Genomic DNA, 24,086 nt, shown 5'->3' on the forward strand with positions numbered 1-24,086 from the left:
AAAATTAATCCAGAGTTCATCTTGTTCCCTGTTTAGTGCTGTTTTTATCGCCGGTTATTGGCCTGTTTTAATTCAGTTCAGTATTTCCAGCCCCTTCTGTATCAAGCCAACTGCCGGTTCGATACAGGCGTTATTTACAGGTAAAACACGAATGGTAATGTTTATCATTAATTATTATTAAGCTAGAATCAGCGCATCTGTTTCCCTTGGTGGTCAATGACTATCCGCAGCAATCATGAAATCTCTATCTCTGTTACAGTTTCCCAGGCGCTATCCCCAAGCCCTGACCATTATCAGCCGGGCGCTGGCATCTATTGTTGGCGGTTATCTTATCGCGTCTTTGGCCTGTGCCCTGTTGGCAGTGAGCCTGCCTATGAGCCGTATCGACAGTACAGTAAGTGCCATGATGCTGTCTTTTCTGATCTACGCCCTGGTGGTTATCAGGGTATTTTGCGTCAAACGCAGTTTGCGGGCCTGGCAAGAACTCCTGCTGCTGGCAGCCGCCTTGTTTGGCACGCTGAAACTGCTGGGGGTTTGAGATGAAAGACAGTTTTTTCCGAACCATGACCTGGCTCCACACCTGGGTGGGCTTGCTGGTATGTTGGGTGCTGCTACTGGTGTTTTTTGCCGGAACCCTGAGCTACTATCGCCATGAAATCAGCCTGTGGAATCAGCCCGAGCTGCACAAGGAGGTGTTCCAATCCTACGATGACACCCGCCTTGCTGAGCAATTGAGTCAGGGCGAGGATTATCTCAGGCAGAATGCGGTCAACGCCCAGCGCTGGCTGATTGAATTCCCCACAGAGCGCCACCCCATGTTGAGTTATGGCTGGCAACAGCCGCCGGAGCCGGGGCAGCGCCGCGGCGCCTTCAGTGAACATCTAGTCAAGGCCGATAACAGCGGCTATGTGACTGAAGTACGGGAAAGCCGCGGCGGTAACTTCTTTTACCGCCTGCATTTCGATCTGCACTATATCTCTGCCATCACGGCACGCTGGATTGTCGGTTTCTGCACCATGTTTATGTTGCTGGCGATCATCTCAGGAATAGTGATCCATAAGCGCATCTTCAAGGACTTCTTCAGCTTCCGTCCCGGCAAGGGCAGTCGTTCCTGGCTCGATGCCCATAATGTCAGCTCGGTACTGGCGCTGCCGTTCCATCTGATGATCACTTATACCGGGCTTATCACCCTGATGATCATCTATATGCCTTGGGGCATATTGGTCAACTATGACAGTGACCGCCGGGAATTTATCAATGAAGCCCGTCCCGGCAGCAGCTTTACCCGCATAGCTGCCGCCAATGAAGCCGCGCCTCAATTGCCACTGGCAAGCTTCCTGCCCAAGGTGCAGCAAACCTTTGCCGAACTGCCGCTCAAGTCGGTGTCAGTGATCAACCCGGATGATGCCAACAGCCGGGTAGTGGTCACTTTCAACACAGGCGAGCAAGTCACAGAACGAGAGCTGTTTATGGTGTTCAGCGGTACTGATGGCGAGCTCCTCTACAGCACAGACAATGACATCAGCGCCGCCAAGGCGACTCACGACGCCATGATGTCCTTGCACACAGCCCGTTTCTCCGGCCCCGCACTGCGGGGGCTCTTCTTCCTTCTGGGGCTGAGCGGCTGCGTGATGATAGCCAGCGGCACCTTGATGTGGGCGGTAAAGATTCGCCAGAAACAACAAAAAGCCATCAGTCAGGGCGCCAAGCCCAGCCTGGGTCTGCGCCTGGTGGAAACGCTGAACCTGATGTTTATCCTCGGTCTGCCCTTGGGTACAGTGGCCTTTTTCTATGCCAATCGCCTGCTGCCTGCCTCTTTGCCTGGCCGCAGTCAATGGGAGGTTCACAGCTTCTTTATTCTGCTGCTGATCAGCGGCTTGCTGGCTATCTGGCGCAGAGACAGAGCCATGTGGCGCGCTCAACTGGCGGCGCTGACAGCTGCACTGGCGTTCTTGCCGCTGCTGAACGCCCTGACCTCACCAGCCAACCTGCTGAGCAACCTCGCGGCCGGTCAGTTGCAATTGGCGGGATTTGATCTGCTGGCGCTGGCCTTCGCAGCCCTTGGCTTATTTGCCTTCAAGCGTTTGGGGAGGCAGCCAATGAAACAAACGGCCAAGGCCCAAAAACTTCAGGCGGTGCGCGGATGATGATTGCACTTATTGCGTTGACTTATCTCGCCTTTGGTCTGCTGGCCATGTCCATGTTTGGTCATTTCCGTGAGGCCATGGGGCGCGCTCCCAAAACTCTGGAAAGCCGCCTGCTGTATGCGGGCGGTTGGTTGGCCCTGCTGGCAAGCTTTGTGCTTTGTGGCATGGGGTATGGCTGGGGTTATGGCAGCATACTGTTTTTCGGCCTGATGACGCTGGCTGCCCTGCCTGTGGTTTTGCAGCTCAGCTATCTCGGTCGCAGTCTGCCTAAAGCGCTTATGTTGGCGCCGGTTGTTTTTGTTGTGGGTTGGTTTATCTAACCAATTTTGGCTCAAACTCTGCCATGAAAAAGCGCTGCAACTGCAGCGCTTTTTCGTGCGTATCTCAAAATAGATCCAGCAATCAGCGAGGATTTTTAGGGCTCTTACAGCCTTTGCCCTTACAACCACCTGTGTCACCGCCACCGCCGCTACCACCGCCCGAGCAACCGTTGGCGGTCAGGTAATCCACTGCATCCTTGGCCTGCACCAGACCATAACCTGTCTCATCATCACGGCCGGCAGCGCCGAGATCTTCGGCGGTGGCACGCAATGCCGCACGAATGTCACTGTTGCTGCACTGAGGGAAATGACTCCACACCAAGGCCGCAACCCCGGCCACATGAGGTGTCGCCATCGAAGTACCGTCGAAGTAAGCATAGTTACCCGCGCCGATATCAACGCTGGCATTGCTGCCAACTGCCGCCAACATGACCGCACCATCAGTATCACTCACACCCACAGACGGAATGGCGGTAACCACCTCACCCAGAGTCCCGTTTAAGGCCCCCGGCTCATTGTTGTAGATAATGGCCGCAACACCACCGCCATTTTCGCAGGCGAGCACCTTGTCGGAGAAGGCGATATTACCGCGTTGAATTAAACACACCTTACCGGCGGCATCACACTGGCTCTCACCTGTGCCGCAGTCAGCCAGAGTACCGGCGGCACTACCTGTAGGTGAGCCTTCCATACCTATGGCTTCGTAACCATTGCCGGCCACTGAGGCCGCAGCCACCAACGCAGTGCCCATAGGCACGGAGGAAAGCACGCCAACACCCGGGCCTGAGAGTTCAACCTGACTGGTACGTTGTGAGAAATCCGCATGCTGCTTGTTGGCATCCACTGCGGCAACCGACACCACAGAGTTATAAGATGCCGGATAAGAGTGACGAGTATTACCGTCGTTACCGGCGGCGGCAATACTCAAAATGCCACGGCTGTCGGCGGCGGCAAAGGCGCTGTCCTCGGTGCGGCTCTTCAAGCTGCCACCCAGACTCATGTTGATTACCTTGGCGCCGGCCTGCTCACACTTGTCCAGTGCAGCAACCAGGCTGGATGAATAACCCCAGCCATCGGCATTAAACACCTTGATAATGTGCAGGTTAAGATTGCCGTTGGGGTTTACACCAACCACACCAACCCCATTGTTGAGTGCGGCAATCGTCCCGGCCACATGGGTACCATGATGGTTTTCATCTGTGTACCAGTTGCCGGTACCGGGATCATTGGTGCCATCGACATTGTTGCCCGACAGATCTTCATGGGCCAACTGGTAACCTGAGTCTATGATACAGACCTTCATATTACCGGTCTGGGCGTCACTGAGTTGGTCGGCCTGTACCATGGGAATACCGTAAGGCACTACCTGTGAAAGCGGGAAACGTTTCACATCCGCTTCGACATATTCCACGTTGGGATTGTTGGCCAGGCCCTTGAGAGCCTGAGCCGGGATGGAAAAGGCGGCGGCGTTGTGGGCCGACAGATCCAGTTCCATTTTGGCGCCCATGGCCTTCATCTGCGCCATAGTGCCGGGGCCTTTCCCCTCCTTGAACTTAACGATGTAACGTTCGTTATCTGCAGCCTGTGCACCAACGCACAGCGCCAGGGTAACCGCTGCCGCGAGGGGCTTGTAAAATGCCTGCATAATGTTCTCCTGCAATTTGTCTTTGATCAGTATTTCGATCCATCTCGAAATATCATTTTTATTAACATTTTAAACATTGTGTTTACATACACTGTTGTTATAGCGCCGCCAGACGACAGATGCAAGACTAAAGTAGGTGGAATGACCAAAGAGATAAGACCAAAGCATTAAAGTTCAAAAACACAAATATTCAATTTAAAACAACTAGTTAATAAGAAATGGCTCTTGGGTGTAATGAGAAAAATCGAGCCGGGTGGAATCGTGATGACCTGTGGCAGACAAGGGTTTGGCAAATAGGCTATAGTGGCCGCTACTTTGCAAACCGTCTCAAGGAGCATCCAATTGAGTTTTCATCTGACCGTATCCTGGCAAACCAGCCCGGCGCCCGAGGGAGAGTTCAATCGCGATCATCAAATAGACTTTGGTACAGGCCAACAACTGCTGGCATCAGCAGCCCCCGAATACAAAGGCAATGAAGCCAAGGTCAATCCGGAAGAGAGTCTGCTGGCGGCATTGTCGTCCTGCCATATGCTGACCTTCCTGACCATAGCTCACTTGAAGCGCTTACCGGTAGAGAGCTACCGGGATAACGCCACCGCAGAAATCGGCAAGAAGGAGTCTGGCAAAATTGCCGTGACCCGTATGAGCCTCAATCCTGAAGTCACTTTTGCCGAAGGCACTGAGATAGATAGGGAAACACTGGAAAAGATCCACGAAAAGGCGCATGCCAACTGCTTTATCGCCAACTCACTGGCGGCCGATACCGAAGTGGAAATTAATTTCTGAGCAATAAAAACGGGTGCTACCGGCCTGGGAACCACGTGGCCGATAACACCCTAACACCTGCACAGGGGATGCAAAATGCATCCCCTGTTTTTTATCACTGCTTACTTAATATCGTCCGCTTCACCCTTGGGAGGCATGGGGCGAGCATTCAATGCAGGTATGGGTTCGCGTACCAGTTCATCCTTGAGATAACTGATAGCCCGCTCTAGCTGGGCGTCTTTGCCTTTGAAGGTTGCCAGTGGCAGGTTGTCTACCTCGATATCCGGGCTGACACCTCGGCCTTCAAGCACCCAGCGACCATCGATGGCATACTGAGGATACTCGGCAACCCGAGCCATGCCCCAGTCGGTAAGGCTGTTGCGCCCCGAGAGCCAAACCCCGGCGCCCGCCGTCTGTTTACCCACCAAGGGCGCCAGTCCCAGCGCCTTTATGCCGGCAGAGAAGGTTTCACCATCGGAATAGGTCAACTGATCTGTCAGTACCACCAGGTGGCCGCGGAACGTCTGCTGCATGTTGACATAAGGCGCGCCTGTTGTGGGTTGCCAGAAGGCCCATGCCTTACGCAGCAGCTTTTCAATGATCCAGCTGTCGATATTACCGCCACGATTGCGGCGCACATCGATAACCAGGCCATCCTTGTCGTAGTTGGCGTAAAACTCGCGGGCAAAGCTCTCAATATCACCACTGCCCATGGCATACAGATGCAGATAACCTATCTTGCCATCGCTGGCCTTGGCCACCTTATCGGCATTGGCATTGACCCAATCGAGATACCTGAGTTTGGCATTGTCACGGTTGCTGATAGCCTGCACTATTACCTTATGCTGCTTGCTGCCGCGCTTGAGTCCCAAAAGCACCTGTTTGTCGGCCTGATTACGCAGCATGGAGGTGAGCTGCGCCAGGGTAGCCAGCTTACGGCCATTGATATGGGTGATGATGTCGCCATCACGGACATCGACCCCGGGGCGCGCCAGCGGTGAGGCCTGCATCGGCAATTCAGGGTCGGTGCGATAGATATGGCTTACCTTGACACCATCTTTCACCTGACTCAGACGTGCACCCAGCTCGGCGGCCTTGGGCATGTCGGGATCCTTGGCAAAGTCACCGCCGCGCACTTGAGAGTGCAGCGCATCGAGCTCACCCATCATCTGAGTGAAGATGTCATTCAGCTCATGTCTGTCGGTGAGCCGGTCCAGCAATGGTTGATATTTGGCCTTGGCGGCTTGCCAATCGACACCGCGCATCTTCTTGTCGAAGAAGGAGTCTCTGTGCATCAGCCAGGCATCCTCAAAGATCTGCTGCCACTCCTGACGCGGTTGAATGGCGAGTTGCCACTGGGATGTTTGCACCACGGCATTGCTGAGATCGCCCGGCAGTTTGTCACCCACTGGCACTATCACCATCTCTTTGGGATTGCTCTGCTTACGCAGCAATACCTTGCTCTGATCGGCCGAGAGTTGATAATCGCGCACATCATCAGCGAAGGTTTCCAACTTGGGGCTCAACGGGTCAAACTTCACCAGCTTGAGCGCCGACTGTTTGCCTGTGATATCCCTATCGAGCAGATAGAGACCCGGGCCCAATACCTGCAGTTTCTGGTAGTTGCCCGCCTCGATGGGGACTTGCCACAGCCGCGACTTCAGGCCTTGCCAATCCACTTTCAGCTTATCGTCAGCGGCCTTTTCATCACCGGCAGCAGCGCCTTGCAGCTCGTTGGGACGTTGGAATGGGAAACGGGCATCCTGACTCAATGCCAGGGCAAATATTTGGCTACGCTTGTCAAATACGGGGCCCATGTTGCGATCGCCCCAAGGCGAAGAAGGAGTGGCCTGGAACTCACGGTTTGACAGGAAATAGAGCCACTGGCCATCCGGGCTGAAGCTGGGCGAGAAAGACTCGTACTTGTCGCTGGTCAGCATCTCGCCCTTGGCGGATTCCAGTGAGTAAAGCATCACTTGGCTTCGTTGGGCACCGACTTCCGAGCGAGTCAAAGCCAGGAAGCGGCTATCCGGCGACCAACGGATATCGGCATAGGGGCCAAGACCTTCGTTGTTGGTCACTATCTTCTTGTTACTGCCGTCTTTGAGATCCAGCAGCCATAAATTACCGGCATAATCATCATGTGCCAAATAACGCCCATTGGGCGACAGCTCCAGGCTCATTCTCAATGTGTTGCCATCTTGGGTCAGCTGCTTGGCGCCAGCGCTGCCATCGGCGGGATAACGCCAGATCTCCTGCTCACCGGAAGCATCCGAGATGGCATAGACCCAACGGCCGTCATGACTCATCAGTGCATTGCGCATTCTATGCTTGCCGTCCGAGTCCAGCTCTACCAGGCGGGAACCATCTGTAGTCGCCAGCGCCACATGGCTGCGGGCAGTGATGACCACCTTGTCTCCTGCCGGCGCCAGCCTGGCACTGGTGGCAAAATCGAGCGGATCTTTAACCCAATGTTCACGCCGCTCGGGAAAGTCGGAGGCCAGACGCAGATCCAGCTTCTGCTCCTGCCCGGAAGCCAGGTCCCACATGTGAATATCGGCGCCCAGCTGGAACACTATGCGGCCGCCGTCCAGATAGGGGCTGCGCACTTCGAAATCACGATATTGAGTCAACTGTTTAAGATCTGAGCCATCGCTGGTCATAGACCAGATGTTGGCATTGCCATCGGCATCCGAGACAAAATAGACCCGCCCCTGCCACAGCATGGGATGACGCAGAGAGCCCTGATGCTCTTTGCCCAGCCGCACGGCCTCTTTGTCCTGCCCCAGTTGATAACGCCACAGTTCGCCCATGGCACCGCCGCGGTACACCTTGGCATTATCCCCTGTGGTTTGCAGCCCAAAGCGGGTGAAGTAGACATACTCGCCTTGTGGGTCAACCACGCCTTCTATGGCATCGGCCAGCGGCAGATCACGGGTTGTCAGGGTATCCGGGTTTACCGAACGCAGCACCCAGTAATTCGCCGGCCCTTGGGCATTGTCTGTGGCATAGAGAATTTCGCCATTTGCGGTCCAGCCCTGCAGCCGTACCTGGCTGTTTTCGAAGCTGACGCGCTTGGCTATTCCGCCGCTCATGGGGATCACATAGACTTCCTGGGCACCGTCATAGTTGGCGGTAAACGCCAGCGATTTTCCATCGGCAGAGATCTTGGCATTCAACTCTTCGGCAGGCAGGCTGGTCAAACGGGCGGCCTTGTCCTGCCCGAGCTTCTGAGTCCAGATATCCCCTTCGGCAGTAAACACCAGGGTGTTGTCATGAATCGCTGGCGAACGGTAATAGCCTTGGCCCGCTTCTGCGGCGTAGGCGGCTGCACTGCCCAAAGTTCCCAATGCCAGCATACAGCAGGCCACGGAGTGACGAAGTTTCATGAATGCCTCTATCTCTGTTATTAGTCTGTTAGCGCGGTTTTGCGAGTCCAACAAGTTAGCAGAGAAAGCAGCGGGATTCAGCTGTTGCCGACGACAGAAGTTTTAGCAAATGTGTCGGCAGGCATACTGAAAAATCAAACTGATAGCGGCCAGCCGTGGGTAATTTTGCTCAAGGATTCATTCACATCGAACAGCCTTATGCGTATGTTGTGGGCGCCCATGGCCGCCACTCGTTGTGAGTGCATGCAGGCGTAAGCTTCGGCGCTGGCTTCATCTTCAAACAGATAAATGCCACCGGCCTCGCCGCTGCGTGGGTTTTCGGTCCAGATTTTGGCAATGAAACCCGGCTCCCGGGTAATGGACTCGGCCAGAGGTTTGGCCTGCTCAGTCAGGGCATCGCCCATCATTTCGGCGGGAAATTCAAAATCGATTTGCAATAGAGTGGTCATTCAACCCTCCCCTTGGTTTGCGGATTAATGTCAGGGAAGATGCCAACAAGTCATAGGCCTTGAACGCCTGTCACTGTTTTAGCCGCTCTCTTTCAAGAGAGCGCCGTAAGGACCTTCCTGATAAAATCATAAAACTGCTGCGCGTTCGCTACAAGGAGGCACAAATTGGTGGCATAGTTACCCCAAAGTAACTTGCGCCCAGCCTTATGACACTCAATCAGCAAGCCCCTCTTTGCCCGGCCTATCAGGTTCTGCGGCTGATCTGCGGCAAATGGAAGCCCGCCATCCTGTTCCTGCTGCAACAGCAGCCACAGCGCTTCAGCTACCTAAAACGGCATCTACCCGGTGTCAGTCAAAAAGTGCTGACCGCTCAGCTAAAGGAGCTGGAGCAAGACGGCGTACTTACCCGTACTCTCTACCCTGAAGTGCCACCCAGAGTCGACTATCGTCTCAGCTCGCTTGGAATAGCACTGTTGCCGCTGCTGGAGCAGATGCACCTTTTTGCCGAGCAAAACGCCGACTTGCTGACAGGAGAGCCCCAATGAAACCTGTGCCCTGGTTCGATGGCTTGAAGCGCTGGCATTTTGCCTTGGCCACAGTTTTATTGTTCGGTATTGAAGTATTGATAGCCCGCTACGCCCCGCCCGGCTTCATCCGCGGGTTTATCGGCGATCTGCTGGTAGTGATATTGATGTTTTGCGCCCTTAAAACCGTGAGCCCCTGGGCAAGTCGGCTGCTGCTTCCCTTGGTACTGGCATTTGCCTTCGCCATAGAGTTTGGCCAGGCCTTTGGCTTGGTGGATAAGCTGGGACTGGGCCATATTCGCCTGGCACGAATCGTTATCGGCAGCCACTTCGACTGGCTGGATCTGCTGGCATACAGCCTGGGTTGTTTGCTGTTACTCCCGGGTTCCATTGCGCTGTCTTTTCCGGGAAGAGCCAAGATCAAGGGGCCCGGGGATAATCCCCAAAATGAAGATCGCTCTCGACGCTCGGCGTCAGGCTGAGTCTGGCGTAGGAGATCTGCTGCCACTTACGCCGCAGCGCCGGCAGAGAGCCATCGGCCTCCAGTGCCTCAATGGCCAGATTGAAACGCTCGAGCAAGGTTTCATCAACCGAGACCTTGCTCAACATTAGATGGATCCCGTCCTGCGCCAACACAGGTTGCAGCGCCTCCAACCGCAGTTTTTCCTGCTCACCGGCAATAAAAGGCACTGAGAGGGAGTCACCCACTACTGCATCGCCCCTGTCGTAGGCCAACATCTGTACCGCCTGGGAAGCGTTGGGGCTGATGATTAACAGCGAAGCCTGACTCAAACGTTGCTTGGATGCCTGATAGTCGGCGCCATACCAGCCGTTACCGGGCAGAATAAGCCTGAGCCTTTGTGAGAATACGTCCTGCCATTGCCGCACCTGGGTGACGGCTTGGTGCCCCTGTTTGACGAAGATACGCACCTCTTCACTGCGATAAGCCAGGCTGAAGTGAGCATAAAGCTGCCGCTGTGGCAATTTGGTGGCCCCGGCAAGCAGATCAATACGGCCGGATTTCAACATCTGATGTGCCCGCTTGGCCGGTATCGCCTCTATACTCAGCGGACACCCCACCTTGCCGCTGATCAAACGGCTGGCCTCAATGTCCAGTCCCTGCGGCTGGCCAAAAGCGTCTGTCCAGGCGTAAGGAGGCCAATCATTGTAGGCCAGTGTCAGGCCTTGCTGGCACTCTTTAGCCCATGTCGGGAGGGCAAACAGCAACAACAGCAGACAACACAGACAGCGCACGCAGACCCCCTTCGGACAATCCAAGCACTTGAGTCGGTCCAAGCCTTTGAGCCGAACAGTGACGACCGTAGATACAAGTGATGACCATAGATACATAGGTTTGAGTCAGCACCTATGCAATGGGCATGTAGCACTTATGCTGCAACTCATGTTTCAAGTATAGGCGCAAGATGACAGGGAGCAGGTTGGCACCTGCCCCCGGGGATTTGACGGTTCAAAAATAGCGGTTTAAAGGTTACGGCTCAAAATAAGCTTAACCTTGTAACGCCCGTTAGCGGGTCAGGCGGTTTATCAACGCCTGATGCTCAGGGAAACGCTCAAGCAGTTCATCACGGTCGAACAGCTTGAAGTCATCGAAGGTAAAGCCTGGTGCCACCATACAACCTACCAGCGAATAACCCGGATTATTCATTGCCGAACCAAAAATAGTGCCTTTGGGCACCAAGACCTGTGGCCGCTCACCTTTGGCCAAGTCCATCCCGAGTTGCGCCTCGGTCAGCTCACCCTGCTCGGAGAGCATATAGATGGTCAGCGACTCACCGCTGTGGAAATACCACATCTCATCGGCCGTCAGTTGATGCAGGTGGGACACTTCCCCCGTCTTGAGCATAAAGTAGATACTGGTCCACAGGTTACGGCTGTCATCATAGCGGCTGTCCGAGACGAATGAACGACCGAAATACCCGCCCTCAACATGGGGCTCAAGCTCGAGTGCCTGGATAACATCATCGGCGGTCAACATAAAAACTCCTGTTATTAAAATGAGGGCAGGCTCCCTGCCCCGTGATGGATTGAAACTGACTGGCTTCCCGATAACTCTTTTGAAGTTAAGCTCAGTCTTTAGCCTCAGTGATTCTCTTTGGCTTCGAGACTCTGCTCGAGACGCTCAAGCAAGGCTTGCCAGCGCTCGCTCTGCTCCTTATTAAGCGCTTGCGCATTCTCGGGCGCCGTATCCTGATGGATAAAGGACTGCTGCTTCAGTTGCAACTGGGCCGCCTCTTCCACCAGGGCCGATTCGTTTGGGCTCAAGATCTTGGCCAAGGTATCCGGCAGCGTCAGTTGATAATCTGCGGCTATGCCTCGTACCAGCACTGCCGCCTGCTCAAGTTCACCGACTTCGATGGCACTTGTCAGCAGATCCAAACGGCCGTCGATATCCCTTGGCAACGCAGCCAGAGCTTGTTGCTGCCTGGGGGCCATTCTCGCTCTTTGCTGCACAGTGTCCTCTGCCACGGCGCGATTCTTTGCAGCACTTTCTTGAGGAGGCATATCCTGTTGCTGAACAGCTTGTTCCTGAGGTGCCGCTCGCTTGGCGGTCATGGGCTGCGGCGGCGCCATAGGTTGCAGCCTGGCGGGCTGCGCCGCATGTTCAGCGCTATCTGCCTGCGGGCTGATTTCCAGACTGGCCGGAGCACTAAGCTGCGGCGGCGATGAGTTTCGCAGTTCGGGATTAAGAATAAACAGCCCTGCCACCAGCATCACAGATGCCGCGGCGGATAGGCCATACCTGTGCTTTTGCCAGAAACCGGGCGCCGGACGGATCACCTCTGGTGCTTGGCGGCAGTTGTCCCTCGCCTGCTGCAGAATTTGCTGATCCAAGGTCTGGGGCGGCTGCTCGACAGCACCTTCACGATAGAGCGCATCTATCTGCGACTCTGGCGTGGCAGCATCATCGCGTTTGTTCTCTGTCATTCAATGCTCTCCTGGGTCTTGCGTCCCAAACAGTCACGCAGGCTCTGATAGGCATAACGTATCCGGCTCTTGGTGGCCTCCAGCGTCGCCCCGGCTACTTCGCTGATCAGTTGCGCCGTCAGCCCGGACTCCTGATTCAGCAAGAAGGCTTCCTTCTGCACCTGGGGCAAGAGGCCGATGCACTCTTTGAGCCAGGCGACCTGACGACTTCGCAGCAGCTCGCTATCCGGCTCGGCGGTTTGTGGGCCCAGCAGATTGGCCTGCGCATCAGCCTCATCCTCATCTATGCTGAGACTGTCGACCGGTTTAACCGCCCGCACATGGTCAATCAGCAGGTTGTGGGCTATCCGGTACAACCAGGTGGTAAACTTGGCACTGGGTTGATAACTCTGCGCCGCCTTAATCACCCGGCTCCAGGTTTCCTGATACAAGTCTTCAGCCAAGGTCATATCGCTTAACTGGCGGACAAAATACCGATAGAGTCCGCCCTTGTGTTTAAGATAGAGGCGCTCAAAGGCCTGGGCATCTCCGGCGGCATAAGCCAGCATCCAGGTCTCATCCTCTCCACTTGGCAATCCCGTTTGCCTTTGCTGTTCCAAATTCTCTCTCCCCTGGCCGGGCCTATATATTGGCTATTGGGATGAGAGTTTGCCCCCACGCCATTGGACTGTAAACCCCAATGGCGTGACTCTGGGTCTCAGTTTTGCCTATGCCCCTATTCCAGCGGCTTAAATCCGGCGGCTGGCATAAGTTCAAGCATGGGTTCGGACATAGGTTCGGCGCTGAGTTTATCTGCCACGGTTTTGCGTCCGGGTTTAAGCGCGCCTTGCTCGGCCAACAGTGCGGCGCTGCGAGCCAGGCTGACAAACTCATGTCGATAACCGTATGGGTCCTCGCCCTTGGCCGAATCGGCAAGCTCGGCGACCTGACGCCAGTCAAAGCCATGCAGATACACTGAGCCGTTAAGCAGTTGCCCAAGCCCGGCTACCGCCGCGGCAAAGCGCAGATCATCACTGGCGAGCGCAAGCGACTTTTGGGCCGAGTCCAGGCGAATGGCATGAGTATAAAGCTGACTCTTGCTGTCTTTGCTGCTGTCACTCAAGGGTGGTTTAGCTCGCAGTTTCAGATAGCCAAGCTCTTCACGGCTATATTTTTCCTTGCCGCTGACAGGGTCGCGACCATAGCGCAATGCATCGTTGGCCAGATTATTTGAATTCGTAAGGCTGAGCTCATACAGGGCCGTCACCACATGCCCTGCGCCCATTTCGGCGGCGTCGACCTTATCATTGTTGAAATCCTCCCGCTTGAGGGCGCGGTTTTCATAGCCGATGAGGCGATACTCGGCCACCAGCGCCGGGTTGAACTCAAGCTGCACTTTGACATCCGACGCTATGGTCAGCAGGGTGCCGCTACGCTGCTCCACCAGGATTTTGCGAGCCTCGTTCAGGGTATCGATATAAGCGTATTGGCCATTACCCTTATCCGCCAACTGCTCCAACATGCTGTCGCGGTAGTTGCCTAGGCCAAACCCCAGAGTTGTCAGGCCTATCCCCTGCTGCTTTTGTTGTTCAACCAGCGCCAGCAGCTCCTGCCTGCTGGTCAGGCCTACATTGAAGTCGCCGTCGGTGGCCAGCAGAACCCGATTTACCCCGCCACTGATAAAGTGCTTGCGGGCCAAACGGTAAGCTGTTTGGATGCCTTCACCGCCGTTGGTGCCACCGGCGGCCTTAAGCTCAGCCAAAGCGGCGTCTAAGCTCTCGCTATTGGCGCCATTGATACCGTCCAGTACTACGCCGGCCTCACCGGCGTAGACGACTATCGACACCTTGTCCTGTGAGGTGAGCGTATCGCTGAGCATTTTGATGGCCGATTTCAGCAGCGGCAACTTGTCCTGCGATGACATGGAGCCGGAAACATCCAGCAAGAACACCAGGTTGGCGGCGCCTATCTGACTGGCCGGCACTTCATAGCCCTTAAGCCCGATACGCAGCAGCATCTTGCCTTCATTGTAAGGTGACGGTGCCAGCTCAGTACTGACGGAGAAAGGCTCGCCTTTGTCCGGCTGTGGGTAGTTGTAGTCGAAATAGTTAATCAACTCCTCGACTCTCACCGTGCCTTTGGGGGGCAATGTTCCCAGGTTGATACTGCGCCGCATCAGGCTGTAACTGCCGCTGTCCACGTCGACGGAAAAGGTCGATAACGGCGTTTCGCCCGCCACCATGATGCCGTTGGCGATATACACCTCCGAGCCATTGGCAAGCACTGTGGAGCTGGGATAATTCACATCCGCCAGAGTCAATTCAGAGGGCACGCTCAAGCTTCTTGGCTGGACACTCGGCTTGTACAAGGCCCGCGGCGATGCAGCGGCGCTGACGGCTAACTTCTGGGCTTGCGCATGGGTGACAGCGTTCGCCATATCCTGCCCGGGGTCTTTGCTTGGCAGTACCTCTGTTTCAACCTCAGGGACTTGAGCCTCGCTCGCTTGATTGGCGACCTTGGGTGGCTCATGGGACTGCTGTGGCTGGCAAGCGGCCAACCCCAAACTGCCAACTAAGATGGCCAACAGGCTAAGATGATACCGGCGCCCGGCAATGGCGGCGCTTTGATTTATCCTCATCTTCCCTTTCTGATTTACCTTGCACTTGCCAGGCAACATTATCGCCTTCATAACATTTCTCCTTATTCGGCTGTTGTTATTGCAAACGGGCAGCAGAAGCAAAAGGGTTATTGAGCCCACAATAAATCTTGCCAATAAGCCAAAGCGCCGTTGGATGATGGCGGAGAAGCACCAAGCGACCAAGGCAGAGAAAAAGAGACGGGGAAACGTGAGAAGCACAACCCCTCGACCAAACACACTTTTAACTCAAAAAAAAGCTTAAAATTTAGCTTTTGAGCCACACATCACACAAGGCGGATTTGTAGAAGCCTAAAATAGCGGCTCCTTTTTCCCGGTCACAAGCCGGTTCGATTTTCTGGAGCCCTGTCGACGTGCCTCACATAAGCAATTTCAGAACCCAACTCTTTTCTTTGCGCCTGGGCCATGCCCTGCGTGAAGTCATCGCCAAGGAAGGCTATAGTGGAAAGCACTTTGGCCAGGATCTGATGGCCGGGGTCACTGTGGGGATTATCGCTATTCCGTTGGCCATGGCATTGGCTATCGCCAGTGGCGTAGCCCCTCAATATGGTCTCTACACCGCTATCATAGCCGGCTTTATCATCGCCATCACCGGCGGCTCACGCTACTCAATCTCTGGCCCGACCGCCGCCTTTGTGGTGCTGCTCTATCCCATAGCCCAGGAGTTTGGCCTCGCCGGCCTGTTGATGGCGGGGATGATGTCAGGCGTTATCCTGATAGCCATGGCGCTGCTGCGCCTTGGTCGCCTGATCCAATATATTCCCCAGTCGGTGACGCTGGGCTTTACCGCCGGGATAGGTGTGGTCATCGCAGTTTTGCAGCTGAAAGATTTTTTCGGTCTGCCCATAGACAGCATGCCGGAGCAGTTCGGTGAAAAACTGCAGGTGCTGGCACTGGCGCTGCCACAAACCGATTTTCCCAGCTTAGTGGTGGCATTGGTCACTCTGGCTGTCATGCTGCTGTGGCCAAAACTGAAATTGCCGGTGCCGGCGCATCTGCCGGCCATCATTGTCGGCAGTCTACTGGCTTTGCTGCTCGGCAATTTGGGGCAAGAAGTAGAAACCATAGGCAGCCGCTTCCATTATCTGTTGCCCGATGGCAGCCAAGGCAATGGTATTCCCCCCTTCCTGCCGAGCTTTGAGTGGCCTTGGTTGCAACCTGGGCCGGATGGCGAACCTCTGGGGCTTTCCTGGCAGATGGTAAAAGCGCTGGCTCCGGCTGCCTTTGCCATCGCCATGTTGGGCGCCATCGAATCCCTGCTTTGCGCCGTAGTGCTCGATGGCATGACTGGCAAGCGTCACAGCGCCAACAGCGAATTGCTTGGCCAGGGGATAGGTAATATAGTAGCCCCATTCTTTGGCGGTATCACGGCTACAGCTGCCATTGCCCGCAGTGCGGCCAACGTCAAGGCCGGTGCCTTTAGCCCGGTATCGGCGATTATCCACTCCCTGGTGGTACTCCTGGGGCTGGTGGCACTGGCCGGCTTACTGTCCTTCCTGCCGATGGCTGCCATGGCGGCCTTGCTGCTGGTTGTAGCCTGGAACATGAGCGAAGCCCCCAAGGCCTGGCAACTGCTGAAAACCGCGCCGCGCAGCGATATCTGGGTATTCTTAAGCTGTTTTTTCCTGACTGTGGTGTTCGACATGGTGATCGCCATCTCCTTCGGGATCATGCTGGCGGCCCTGCTGTTTATGAAAGAGATCGCCGAGATGACCCGTCTCTACGATATCAGCAACAATAAGCGCTACATCGACCGGCCACTACCGGACGACTGGGTAGTACTGAAGATCAACGGGCCACTGTTTTTTGCCGCGGCGGAGCGCATTTTCGCCGAAATCGCGCAGATGACCCAGGATAAGCAGGTCATAGTGCTCTATATGGATGGGGTGTCCATTCTCGATGCCGGTGGTATGGCTGCGTTGAACAAACTGATACGCAAATGCCAGAGCAACAATACCCGTCTGCTGGTTGCCGATCTGCAGTTCCAGCCCATTAGAACACTGGCCAAGGCCAAGGTTCAGCCTATCGAAGGTGTGCTCAAGTTCTATCCCACCTTGAGAGAGCTGATTGAAGAGCAGGTACCACAGATAACCGTCGATTCCACGGCACCGGACTCAAGCGCTACCGCCAAGGAGAAACCCGCCCAATAATTTGGCAACGCCGAGCTCTTTTTCTGCCTGCGCCCGGAGTTATCCGGGCGCTTGTTTATCCCGTCAGCAGTTTCAATCACAACTGACTGACACAACTGTAAGAAATTGGCTATCCCCCCACTAAAGTTAATCTGCTAGTATGCGCGCTGATGAAAAGGGCGCTGATTAAAAAGCACAGGATAAAAAAGGCGCAATATTGAATTGCCGCCATACATTGCAAAGGACTGGGGATGCAAGCCAAACAAACAAAGCTCTGTAACCTGTTGAAGCTGGGTGCCGGGCTAGGATTGCTCTGCATGAGCCAATTAGCGCAGGCAGATGAGGGTAAAACGGAAGCGGAGATCCGCTGGCAGGCGTTGAGCCCGATAGCCAACCTGTATCTGAGTCACGCCAATGCGGAAGACTTTATCGCCAAGGGGGATGAAGAAAAAAAACGCTACGACAACTACGCCGGTGCCCTCGCCTATTACCTGATGGCCACAGAGCGCGATAGCAGCAATATCTGGGCGCCCTATCAAGCCGCCGGTACTCTGGCAATGTTGGAACTTAAAGACCAGGCAATCGAAATGCTGCAGTTGGCCGACAGCCGCGGCCTGTGGCAACAGATAATGCTTGAGGAAGACGACGAACTTGCCGGCATCAAGGACTCGGATGAATACCGCGCCGTGTTGGATAAGGTTAAACGCCGTTATCCTCAGCATGCAAAAGATGCCGGTACAGCTTATATCTACCGCCCTCAGGGGGCTGCCCCTGAAGGTGGCTGGCCTGTGCTGGTCTGGTTATCCGGCTATGGCACAGAAGGCAGTGACAGCGCCCATATGGCCAAACTGCTGACAAGTGAACGGGCAATATTTATCGGGATCAACGGCACGGAAAAACTCAATGAGCACAGCTTCCGCTGGGCCAGAACCGAAACCGAGTCCAGTCATCAGGCAGTGCAGCAGGCTTTGGCCAAGGCGGCAAAGAACAGCCCTGTCAACAAGCAGAAAGTGGCACTGATGGGCTTTTCCCAGGGTGCCCTTCACAGCGCTCACCTGCTGGCCAAACACCCGAATGATTATGTCGGCGCCCTGCTATTGTCGGCAGGCGGTATGCAAACCGAAATCAAGGCTTCGGCGCCCGCCGGTAAGCGACTGGTTATCTCATACGGCGAACAGGAGCACAGCAGTAATCTGGCGCTGGATAAACAGCTGGAACAATTTTTTAGCCCGGGTAATCAACTGCAGGTCAAACCGCATCAGGGCGGGCATTTCTTTGATGATGCCTGGCAGCAGAAATACCCGGATTATGTCAATTTCGTATTGGAACTCAATTAAGGAAGATTAGATGGAACTGAAAAGTGCCTCAGGTTTTAAATCCTATTTTACCCCCAAGCGCATTCTGATTGGGGTGGGCGTTTTGGCGGCCCTGGGTATTGCCCAAAGCTCAGTATTGATGACTGATGCCGGTTACACCTATGTGCATCAGAACAATGTTACCGGCTCTTTGGATGTGTTCACCGAGCCCGGCATCCACTTTCGCATGCCGTTTCTGTCGAAAATAACCCGCTATGATCAGGTCGTTACCGTCTCCTTTGGCAACAACCAGGGCGAGGTGTTCTACCAACGTCTGCCGGCGCTGCAGGTACGTTTTGCCGATACCTACACAGGCCAGGTACCGGCCACTTTCCGCTTCAAGCTGTCTTATGATCCCGAGCAGCTCAAGACGATGCATCGGGAGTTTCGCTCCAACGACAACCTGATTGACACCATGTTGATCAAGAACGCCCGCAACGTCACTGTGATCACCTCGACCCAATATACCGGCGAGGAGTTTTTCCAGGGCGGCCTCAATCAGTTCAAGGCACAATTGTCAGATCAGCTCAGCAACGGTATCTACACCACTGAGCGGCGCCAGGTTGAAGTCGAGCAGGTGGATCTGGTGCCGGTTGGCTTCGATCAGGAAGATTCCAACAAGCTGCAAGCCACCAAACAATTGGTGTGGAAGACAGTACCTATTACCGACAAGAGCGGTAATCCGGTACGTCAGGATAACCCGCTCAAACATTATGGCATCACGGTCACCCAGGTCACTATCGGCGATCCCAAGCCGGAGGATCAGCTGGACAAGCTATTGACCGATAAGAAAAAACTGGTTGCTGAGCGGATCCGCACCATTCAGGAGCAGGAAACCTCCAAGGCCCAGGCCAAGACAGAGCAGCTGCGCAAAGAGATCCAGCGTACCCGCGAAGTACAGGATGCCCAACGTGCCAAGGAGCTGGCGGTTATTGCCCAGCAAAAAGAGGTTGAAGTGGCGCGGCAAATCGCCGAGCGTGAACTGGTGGAAGAACGCAAGAAGAAAGATATCGCCACCCTGAGCAAGGCCAAGGAGCTGGAAATCGCCCAGGCCAACCTGGAGATCCAGAAAGCCAACTCGGCCTCGGCCATGTTTGAGGCCAAGGCGATCCGTGAAAAAGGGATAGCCGAAGCCGATGTACTGGCGGCGAAATACAAGGCCCTGGGTGCCCATGAGAAGGTGTATCTGGCCGAGCTGAACCGGGATGTGGCCAACTCCCTGTATCAGAACCTGCCCAACTTCAAGGTGGATATGCCGAAGAACTATATCAACGGCAGTGGCGGCAACGGCATGACCTCCAATTTGGACGTGATCACCGGCTTGTCGGCGTTGGGGCTGATGGAAAAAAGCACCGCCCTTGGCAGCAAAGCATCCGCCAAATAACGGGCTGGTTAGAAAGTAAATTGAAGGGAGGCTTAGCCTCCCTTTTTATTCGCCTTCATTTCAGGTCATACTGATATGCCCAACTGCAAGGAGGCCTTATGTCTAAGCATTCATCCGTTTCACTGCGCCCGCTGCACCGCGCTATTTCGCTTGCAGCGGCTCTCTCTATGGCGGCTTTGCTGACAGCTACTGTGAGTGGCTCTGCACTTGCTGAAAATTCAGCGCCATCGGAACTGAAGGATATCCGCCTGCCCCAGGGCTTTGAGATAGAAGTCTATCTGGATAATGTCGCCAATGCCCGCCAGATGGCGCTTGGCAGCCAAGGCACACTCTTTATCGGCAGTCGCGGCGAAGGTAAAGTCTATGCCGCAATCGATACAGATGCCGATGGCCGCCACGACAGGGTCAAAGTGATCGCCTCCGGGCTCAATATGCCTTCCGGGCTAGCCTTTCGGGACCAGACTCTCTATGTGGGCGCAGTGAGCCAAATTCTCGCCTTTGACAATATCGAGCAGCAACTGAGCCAGAGTGCTTCCCCGAGTTATCGAATCTTTTATGATGACTTACCTTCAGATAAGCATCACGGCTGGAAATACCTCAAGTTTGCCGCCGACGGTCGCCTGTATATACCCATAGGCGCGCCTTGCAATATCTGTGATGCCGGCAGCGACTACAGCAAAATAATCAGCCTGGACCTCCAAAGCAAACAACCAAGGCTCGAAGCCGCCGGTGTGCGCAACAGTGTCGGTTTCGACTTCGACCCAGTCAGTGGCCAGCTGTGGTTTACCGACAATGGCCGCGACATGATGGGAGACGATATGCCAGCCGATGAACTCAATCATTTGAGTCAGCGCGGCCAACATTTTGGTTATCCCTACGTTCATCAAGGGGATACCCTGGATCCTGAATTCGGCAAAGGTAAGCAGTCTGCCGATTTCAGCCCTCCTGAAGTCAAGCTGGGCGCCCATGTAGCGGCGCTGGGGATGACCTTCTATCGCGGCGACAGCTTCCCCAAGGCCTATCACGGCGGCATTTTTATTGCCGAGCACGGCTCCTGGAACCGGTCCAGTAAAGTGGGATATCGAGTGCGTTTCATACCGATAAAACAGGGCAAGGCCGGTGAACCTCAGGTGTTTGCCGAAGGCTGGCTCAAGGGCGAAACCGTATCCGGACGCCCCGCCGATGTGCTGCAGTTACCGGATGGTTCCTTGCTGATAGCCGATGATGCCCAAGGCCGCCTCTATCGCATCTTTTACTCGGGCTGATTTTTGTCCGAAACACAGTGTTCAAGGGCAGCGCGCGCCGTCCTGTCATGATATTATCTGCAGCCATTATCGCCCGGCCTTGGGAACAACGCCGGGTTAAGGAAGCTGCGAACCACGCCTTGCATCCTGTCCTGTAAGCCCACGCAGAGCACGCATGGGACTGGTTTGCACCTTCCGTTACTGTACCCGACCTGGAAACAGGCAAAATATTATAAATAAAATCAGTAGTTAAGGAGTTATCATGCAAGCCCTCGTTGCTGTTGTAATGGGTTCCAAGAGTGATTGGCCCACCATGGAAGCGGCCGCAGAGATCATGGATTATCTCAAGGTGCCCTACCATGTCGAAGTGGTTTCGGCCCATAGAACCCCAGACAAATTGATGGAATTTGCCGCATCAGCAGCAGACAAAGGATACAAGGTCATCATAGGCGGTGCCGGCGGCGCCGCTCACCTGCCGGGTATGATAGCTTCCAAGACCCGCTTGCCTGTACTGGGCGTGCCGGTACAAAGCAAGGCTCTCAGCGGCATGGACAGCCTGTTGTCGATAGTGCAGATGCCCAAGGGTATTGCCGTGGGAACGCTGGCCATAGGTACAGCCGGGGCATTCAACGCCGGGCTACTGGCCTGCCAGATGCTGGCAACTCAAGACTCTCAACTGGCCGAGCGCCTTGAAGCCTTCCGCGAAGCTCAGACCCGCGCGGTACTCGATAATCCGGATCCGAGGGAAGACTGAGATGGCTGACAAGAGAGTTTGGGTACTGGGCGATGGCCAACTGGGTGCCATGTTGCGTCATGCCGGCCAACCGCTGGCCATAGATGTCCGCCCCGTGGATATCATGGCACCAAGCGATGAAAAGTTGCCGCTGACAGACACAGATATTATTACCGCCGAGCGTGAGCAGTGGCCGGAGTCCCCTCTGAGCCTGCAGTTGTCGCAGCACTGTCATTTCATCAATGGCCCGGTATTTGGCCGCCTCGCCGACAGATACACCCAAAAATCCCTGCTGGATCAGCTCAAGGTGGCCACTGCGCCTTGGGAACTGCTGGACGATAACACCCAAGCTAATGATCTTTATCACAAATATGGTGAAAGAGTTCTACTGAAGCGCCGCACCGGCGGCTATGATGGCAAGGGTCAGCACTGGTTGAAACAAGCCGAATCGACCAGTATCCCGGCCGATTGGCGCAATCAAGCGATTGCCGAACAGGCGATCCCCTTCGATGAAGAGGTGTCTCTGGTTGGGGTTCGCAGCCGCAGCGGCGAGTGCTTCTTTTATCCTCTGACGCTCAATTTGCATCAGGATGGTATTCTGATGGCATCGATAGCCCCCCTGGCGCGTCTGCAACCGCTGCAGGCCGAGGCCGAAACCATGCTCGGCAGCATAATGCATGAGCTGGAGTATGTGGGGGTGATGGCGATGGAGTGTTTCCGGGTGGGCGATCACCTGCTGGTCAATGAGCTGGCTCCCAGAGTGCACAACTCAGGGCACTGGACTCAGGCAGGCACCCATATGGATCAGTTCCAGTTGCACCTGCGGGCCCTGTGCGAATTGCCACTGATGACGCCTCAGGTTAACTTCCAATGTGTGATGGTCAACCTGATAGGCATAGATAAGGACGACCGTTGGCTGAGCCTGGCCAATGCCGAGCTGTTCTGGTACGACAAAGAGGTGCGCCCCGGCCGCAAGGTAGGCCACCTGAACCTGTCGGTACTGGATAAAAACGCGTTGGCCGACAGCATTGCCAGGCTCCAGCAGTGGATGCCGACGCAATATCAGGCGCCACTTATGTGGATACTGGCGGAGTTTGGCTGACAAACGGGCGGGCACCCGCGCCCGCCTCTGACTTTGATTCAAGGTATAACTTTAGGATTCTCAGGATTTGTTGGATCAGAACGGACTCAGAAAGCAGAAGATAGACACATTGGATCTGCGCTATCATCTGCTGCTTCTGTTACTGCCTCTGCTGCTGATAGCCTTACTGTTCTGGGTCACCAGCCCGGCCGGTGAGCTTCCCTGGCTGCAGTGGGGCGGGGTTTCGATCATCTATTTCCTGGCCTACAGCTTGGGCTATTTTGTCCATCAAGGGCGCTTGGGCCGACTGTGGCAACACCTGGAGCAGGTGCTGGGGATCAACGAAGCCACCTTCGAATTAGTGCATCTTTCCAGTCAATACGAAACCGAACACGCCTTTCTCAACGCCCTGCTCGGTAAGGCAGTCGCCATGGTTGATGGCGCCGAAATGGGCTCCATCATACTGGTGGAACCCGGCAGCAATAAGCTGCATTTTGAATCTGCACTCGGGCTGGATCTGGCCAAGCTGCAACAGCTGAATATGACCCTGGAGCAGTCTTTCGAATACAGATTGACCGATGGCCGCTGCAACCGGGTAGTCGTGGTCAACGATATGCGCAAAATCAACGCCCAGAGTAGCCTGAGCGCCGAAGATCAGGCCCTGCTGCTGAGTGCCGCCAGCATTCCCATTCGGGCCACCCTGTCCAGCCCAATCCATATCGATGGTCAGCTCTATGCCATGCTCAACCTAGACAGTTCACTGCTGGCCTGTTTCAGCACCTATGACAGGGATCTGGTGGCTATTTTAACCCGAGAAGCTGCCAATGCCATTGCCCTGTATCAAAAGTCCCGCCAGATCCACCAGTTGGCTAATTTTGACTGCCTGACCGGACTGGCCAATCGCAAGTATTTTGAAGAACAGGCGCAAAAATGGCAGCCCAAGACCAAGCTGGAAAGCATGCTGGTGCTGCTGGATATGGATAACCTGAAAAAGATCAACGATACCTTGGGGCACGGTGCCGGTGACTTTGCCCTCAAGCGTCTGGCAACCGAGCTGAAACGCAGCTGCCCGCCACCGGCCCTGGTGAGCCGATTTGGCGGCGACGAATTTGTGCTGCTCTGCTACGGCAGTGAAAGCTGGCTCAGAGAACGTTTACAGCAGGCCGAAGCCAGGCTTGCAGCCGATGAGGTTGCCGTTTATTTCAGTGCCGGTATCGCGCCTTTCAACGGCGATATGGAGTACAGCCTGAAACTGGCAGACAGCCAGATGTACCGGCAGAAAAGAGCCCGCAAGGGTGGGCACGAATAAAGAAACCTGGCTCCCAATGACGGGATTGCTG

Annotated in this window: 21 protein-coding genes; 13 read left to right on the forward strand and 8 right to left on the reverse strand. The window is 55.1% G+C overall.

Annotation, left to right across the window (positions count from 1 at the left end):
• Positions 1 to 235 precede the first annotated feature (235 nt).
• From ACF8D4_RS21805 to ACF8D4_RS21815, 3 genes are read left to right on the forward strand one after another with little or no spacing between them, the layout of a single operon-like run.
• Positions 236 to 538, forward strand: a complete 303-nt coding sequence (locus tag ACF8D4_RS21805) for a hypothetical protein (RefSeq protein WP_025888316.1) — start codon at positions 236 to 238, stop codon at positions 536 to 538.
• Position 539: 1 nt separating this feature from the next.
• The gene (locus ACF8D4_RS21810) at positions 540 to 2,147 is read left to right on the forward strand and encodes a PepSY-associated TM helix domain-containing protein (protein ID WP_392466559.1); all 1,608 of its coding nucleotides are present in this window, start codon (positions 540 to 542) and stop codon (positions 2,145 to 2,147) included.
• Positions 2,144 to 2,467, forward strand: coding sequence for a DUF3325 domain-containing protein (locus tag ACF8D4_RS21815; protein WP_044734831.1), 324 nt, complete (start codon positions 2,144 to 2,146; stop codon positions 2,465 to 2,467). Before ACF8D4_RS21810 ends, ACF8D4_RS21815 begins: the two co-directional genes overlap by 4 nt.
• Before the next feature lie 82 nt (positions 2,468 to 2,549).
• Here ACF8D4_RS21815 and ACF8D4_RS21820 read toward each other — a convergent pair whose 3' ends face one another.
• Positions 2,550 to 4,112: a S8 family serine peptidase gene (locus ACF8D4_RS21820; RefSeq protein WP_144220906.1), complete on the reverse strand. Its 1,563-nt coding sequence runs from the start codon at positions 4,110 to 4,112 to the stop codon at positions 2,550 to 2,552.
• A 342-nt stretch (positions 4,113 to 4,454) separates the two neighbouring features.
• Here ACF8D4_RS21820 and ACF8D4_RS21825 point away from each other — a divergent pair, with 342 nt between their 5' ends.
• Positions 4,455 to 4,898, forward strand: a complete 444-nt coding sequence (locus tag ACF8D4_RS21825; protein ID WP_028781544.1) for an OsmC family protein — start codon at positions 4,455 to 4,457, stop codon at positions 4,896 to 4,898.
• 101 nt (positions 4,899 to 4,999) lie between these two features.
• Here the strand turns inward: ACF8D4_RS21825 and ACF8D4_RS21830 are convergent, their stop codons facing one another.
• Together ACF8D4_RS21830 and ACF8D4_RS21835 are read right to left on the reverse strand one after the other, a co-directional pair.
• Positions 5,000 to 8,266, reverse strand: coding sequence for a S41 family peptidase (locus ACF8D4_RS21830; protein ID WP_392466561.1), 3,267 nt, complete (start codon positions 8,264 to 8,266; stop codon positions 5,000 to 5,002).
• Positions 8,267 to 8,400: 134 nt separating this feature from the next.
• Positions 8,401 to 8,715: a monooxygenase gene (locus ACF8D4_RS21835; protein WP_025010933.1), complete on the reverse strand. Its 315-nt coding sequence runs from the start codon at positions 8,713 to 8,715 to the stop codon at positions 8,401 to 8,403.
• 206 nt (positions 8,716 to 8,921) lie between these two features.
• Here ACF8D4_RS21835 and ACF8D4_RS21840 point away from each other — a divergent pair, with 206 nt between their 5' ends.
• Together ACF8D4_RS21840 and ACF8D4_RS21845 are read left to right on the forward strand one after the other, a co-directional pair.
• Positions 8,922 to 9,260 carry a helix-turn-helix domain-containing protein gene (locus tag ACF8D4_RS21840; protein ID WP_144220908.1) on the forward strand — a complete coding sequence of 113 codons (339 nt, stop codon included), beginning with the start codon at positions 8,922 to 8,924 and terminating at the stop codon, positions 9,258 to 9,260.
• Positions 9,257 to 9,721 (forward strand): DUF2809 domain-containing protein, encoded by a 465-nt coding sequence (locus tag ACF8D4_RS21845; protein ID WP_045282624.1) that lies wholly within the window; start codon positions 9,257 to 9,259, stop codon positions 9,719 to 9,721. The genes ACF8D4_RS21840 and ACF8D4_RS21845 overlap by 4 nt, the downstream gene beginning before the upstream one ends.
• On the opposite strand, the gene ACF8D4_RS21850 is transcribed toward ACF8D4_RS21845, so the two are convergent.
• From ACF8D4_RS21850 to ACF8D4_RS21870, 5 genes are all read right to left on the reverse strand, one after another.
• A complete protein-coding gene (locus tag ACF8D4_RS21850) occupies positions 9,660 to 10,493 on the reverse strand; it encodes an ABC transporter substrate-binding protein (RefSeq protein WP_157824673.1) in 834 nt (277 codons plus the stop codon). The two genes, ACF8D4_RS21845 and ACF8D4_RS21850, sit on opposite strands and share 62 nt — an antisense overlap.
• 271 nt (positions 10,494 to 10,764) lie before the next feature.
• Positions 10,765 to 11,235: a cupin domain-containing protein gene (locus ACF8D4_RS21855; protein WP_167715291.1), complete on the reverse strand. Its 471-nt coding sequence runs from the start codon at positions 11,233 to 11,235 to the stop codon at positions 10,765 to 10,767.
• 104 nt (positions 11,236 to 11,339) lie between these two features.
• On the reverse strand, positions 11,340 to 12,185 hold the full coding sequence (locus ACF8D4_RS21860; protein ID WP_392466562.1) for a hypothetical protein: 846 nt from the start codon (positions 12,183 to 12,185) through the stop codon (positions 11,340 to 11,342).
• Entirely contained in the window at positions 12,182 to 12,733 is a 552-nt protein-coding gene (locus ACF8D4_RS21865) for a sigma-70 family RNA polymerase sigma factor (protein ID WP_208183852.1), read from the reverse strand. Before ACF8D4_RS21865 ends, ACF8D4_RS21860 begins: the two co-directional genes overlap by 4 nt.
• Positions 12,734 to 12,900: 167 nt before the next feature.
• Positions 12,901 to 14,802, reverse strand: a complete 1,902-nt coding sequence (locus tag ACF8D4_RS21870) for a von Willebrand factor type A domain-containing protein (RefSeq protein WP_392466564.1) — start codon at positions 14,800 to 14,802, stop codon at positions 12,901 to 12,903.
• Positions 14,803 to 15,173: 371 nt separating this feature from the next.
• Between ACF8D4_RS21870 and dauA the strand changes: the two genes are divergently transcribed.
• The 7 genes from dauA to ACF8D4_RS21905 all read left to right on the forward strand — a co-directional run bounded on the left by dauA (position 15,174) and on the right by ACF8D4_RS21905 (position 24,055).
• Positions 15,174 to 16,970, forward strand: coding sequence for a C4-dicarboxylic acid transporter DauA (gene dauA, locus ACF8D4_RS21875; RefSeq protein ID WP_044734838.1), 1,797 nt, complete (start codon positions 15,174 to 15,176; stop codon positions 16,968 to 16,970).
• 230 nt (positions 16,971 to 17,200) lie between these two features.
• Positions 17,201 to 18,286, forward strand: a complete 1,086-nt coding sequence (locus ACF8D4_RS21880; RefSeq protein ID WP_208137251.1) for an alpha/beta hydrolase — start codon at positions 17,201 to 17,203, stop codon at positions 18,284 to 18,286.
• A 10-nt stretch (positions 18,287 to 18,296) separates the two neighbouring features.
• A complete protein-coding gene (locus tag ACF8D4_RS21885; RefSeq protein WP_025010940.1) occupies positions 18,297 to 19,688 on the forward strand; it encodes an SPFH domain-containing protein in 1,392 nt (463 codons plus the stop codon).
• A gap of 98 nt (positions 19,689 to 19,786) precedes the next feature.
• Positions 19,787 to 20,953 carry a sorbosone dehydrogenase family protein gene (locus ACF8D4_RS21890; protein ID WP_243888340.1) on the forward strand — a complete coding sequence of 389 codons (1,167 nt, stop codon included), beginning with the start codon at positions 19,787 to 19,789 and terminating at the stop codon, positions 20,951 to 20,953.
• Between the two features lie 241 nt (positions 20,954 to 21,194).
• On the forward strand, positions 21,195 to 21,686 hold the full coding sequence (gene purE / locus ACF8D4_RS21895; RefSeq protein ID WP_028781534.1) for a 5-(carboxyamino)imidazole ribonucleotide mutase: 492 nt from the start codon (positions 21,195 to 21,197) through the stop codon (positions 21,684 to 21,686).
• A gap of 1 nt (position 21,687) precedes the next feature.
• Complete coding sequence (purK, locus tag ACF8D4_RS21900; protein WP_368873539.1) at positions 21,688 to 22,767, forward strand: 5-(carboxyamino)imidazole ribonucleotide synthase; 1,080 nt, start codon at positions 21,688 to 21,690, stop codon at positions 22,765 to 22,767.
• 67 nt (positions 22,768 to 22,834) lie between these two features.
• Entirely contained in the window at positions 22,835 to 24,055 is a 1,221-nt protein-coding gene (locus ACF8D4_RS21905; protein WP_129980413.1) for a sensor domain-containing diguanylate cyclase, read from the forward strand.
• Positions 24,056 to 24,086: the final 31 nt, after the last annotated feature.

The organism is Shewanella sp. YQ_9 (assembly GCF_043103185.1).
Taxonomy (GTDB): Bacteria; Pseudomonadota; Gammaproteobacteria; order Enterobacterales; family Shewanellaceae; genus Shewanella; species Shewanella algae.

Coding starts and splice junctions, on each gene's coding strand:
- ACF8D4_RS21805 (WP_025888316.1), top strand. CDS start 236: ATGAAATCTCTATCTCTGTTACAGTTTCCCAGGCGCTATCCCCAAGCC.
- ACF8D4_RS21810 (WP_392466559.1), top strand. CDS start 540: ATGAAAGACAGTTTTTTCCGAACCATGACCTGGCTCCACACCTGGGTG.
- ACF8D4_RS21815 (WP_044734831.1), top strand. CDS start 2,144: ATGATGATTGCACTTATTGCGTTGACTTATCTCGCCTTTGGTCTGCTG.
- ACF8D4_RS21820 (WP_144220906.1), bottom strand. CDS start 4,112: ATGCAGGCATTTTACAAGCCCCTCGCGGCAGCGGTTACCCTGGCGCTG.
- ACF8D4_RS21830 (WP_392466561.1), bottom strand. CDS start 8,266: ATGAAACTTCGTCACTCCGTGGCCTGCTGTATGCTGGCATTGGGAACT.
- ACF8D4_RS21835 (WP_025010933.1), bottom strand. CDS start 8,715: ATGACCACTCTATTGCAAATCGATTTTGAATTTCCCGCCGAAATGATG.
- ACF8D4_RS21840 (WP_144220908.1), top strand. CDS start 8,922: ATGACACTCAATCAGCAAGCCCCTCTTTGCCCGGCCTATCAGGTTCTG.
- ACF8D4_RS21845 (WP_045282624.1), top strand. CDS start 9,257: ATGAAACCTGTGCCCTGGTTCGATGGCTTGAAGCGCTGGCATTTTGCC.
- ACF8D4_RS21855 (WP_167715291.1), bottom strand. CDS start 11,235: ATGTTGACCGCCGATGATGTTATCCAGGCACTCGAGCTTGAGCCCCAT.
- ACF8D4_RS21860 (WP_392466562.1), bottom strand. CDS start 12,185: ATGACAGAGAACAAACGCGATGATGCTGCCACGCCAGAGTCGCAGATA.
- ACF8D4_RS21865 (WP_208183852.1), bottom strand. CDS start 12,733: ATGCTGGCTTATGCCGCCGGAGATGCCCAGGCCTTTGAGCGCCTCTAT.
- ACF8D4_RS21870 (WP_392466564.1), bottom strand. CDS start 14,802: ATGAGGATAAATCAAAGCGCCGCCATTGCCGGGCGCCGGTATCATCTT.
- ACF8D4_RS21880 (WP_208137251.1), top strand. CDS start 17,201: ATGCAAGCCAAACAAACAAAGCTCTGTAACCTGTTGAAGCTGGGTGCC.
- ACF8D4_RS21885 (WP_025010940.1), top strand. CDS start 18,297: ATGGAACTGAAAAGTGCCTCAGGTTTTAAATCCTATTTTACCCCCAAG.
- ACF8D4_RS21890 (WP_243888340.1), top strand. CDS start 19,787: ATGTCTAAGCATTCATCCGTTTCACTGCGCCCGCTGCACCGCGCTATT.
- purE (WP_028781534.1), top strand. CDS start 21,195: ATGCAAGCCCTCGTTGCTGTTGTAATGGGTTCCAAGAGTGATTGGCCC.
- purK (WP_368873539.1), top strand. CDS start 21,688: ATGGCTGACAAGAGAGTTTGGGTACTGGGCGATGGCCAACTGGGTGCC.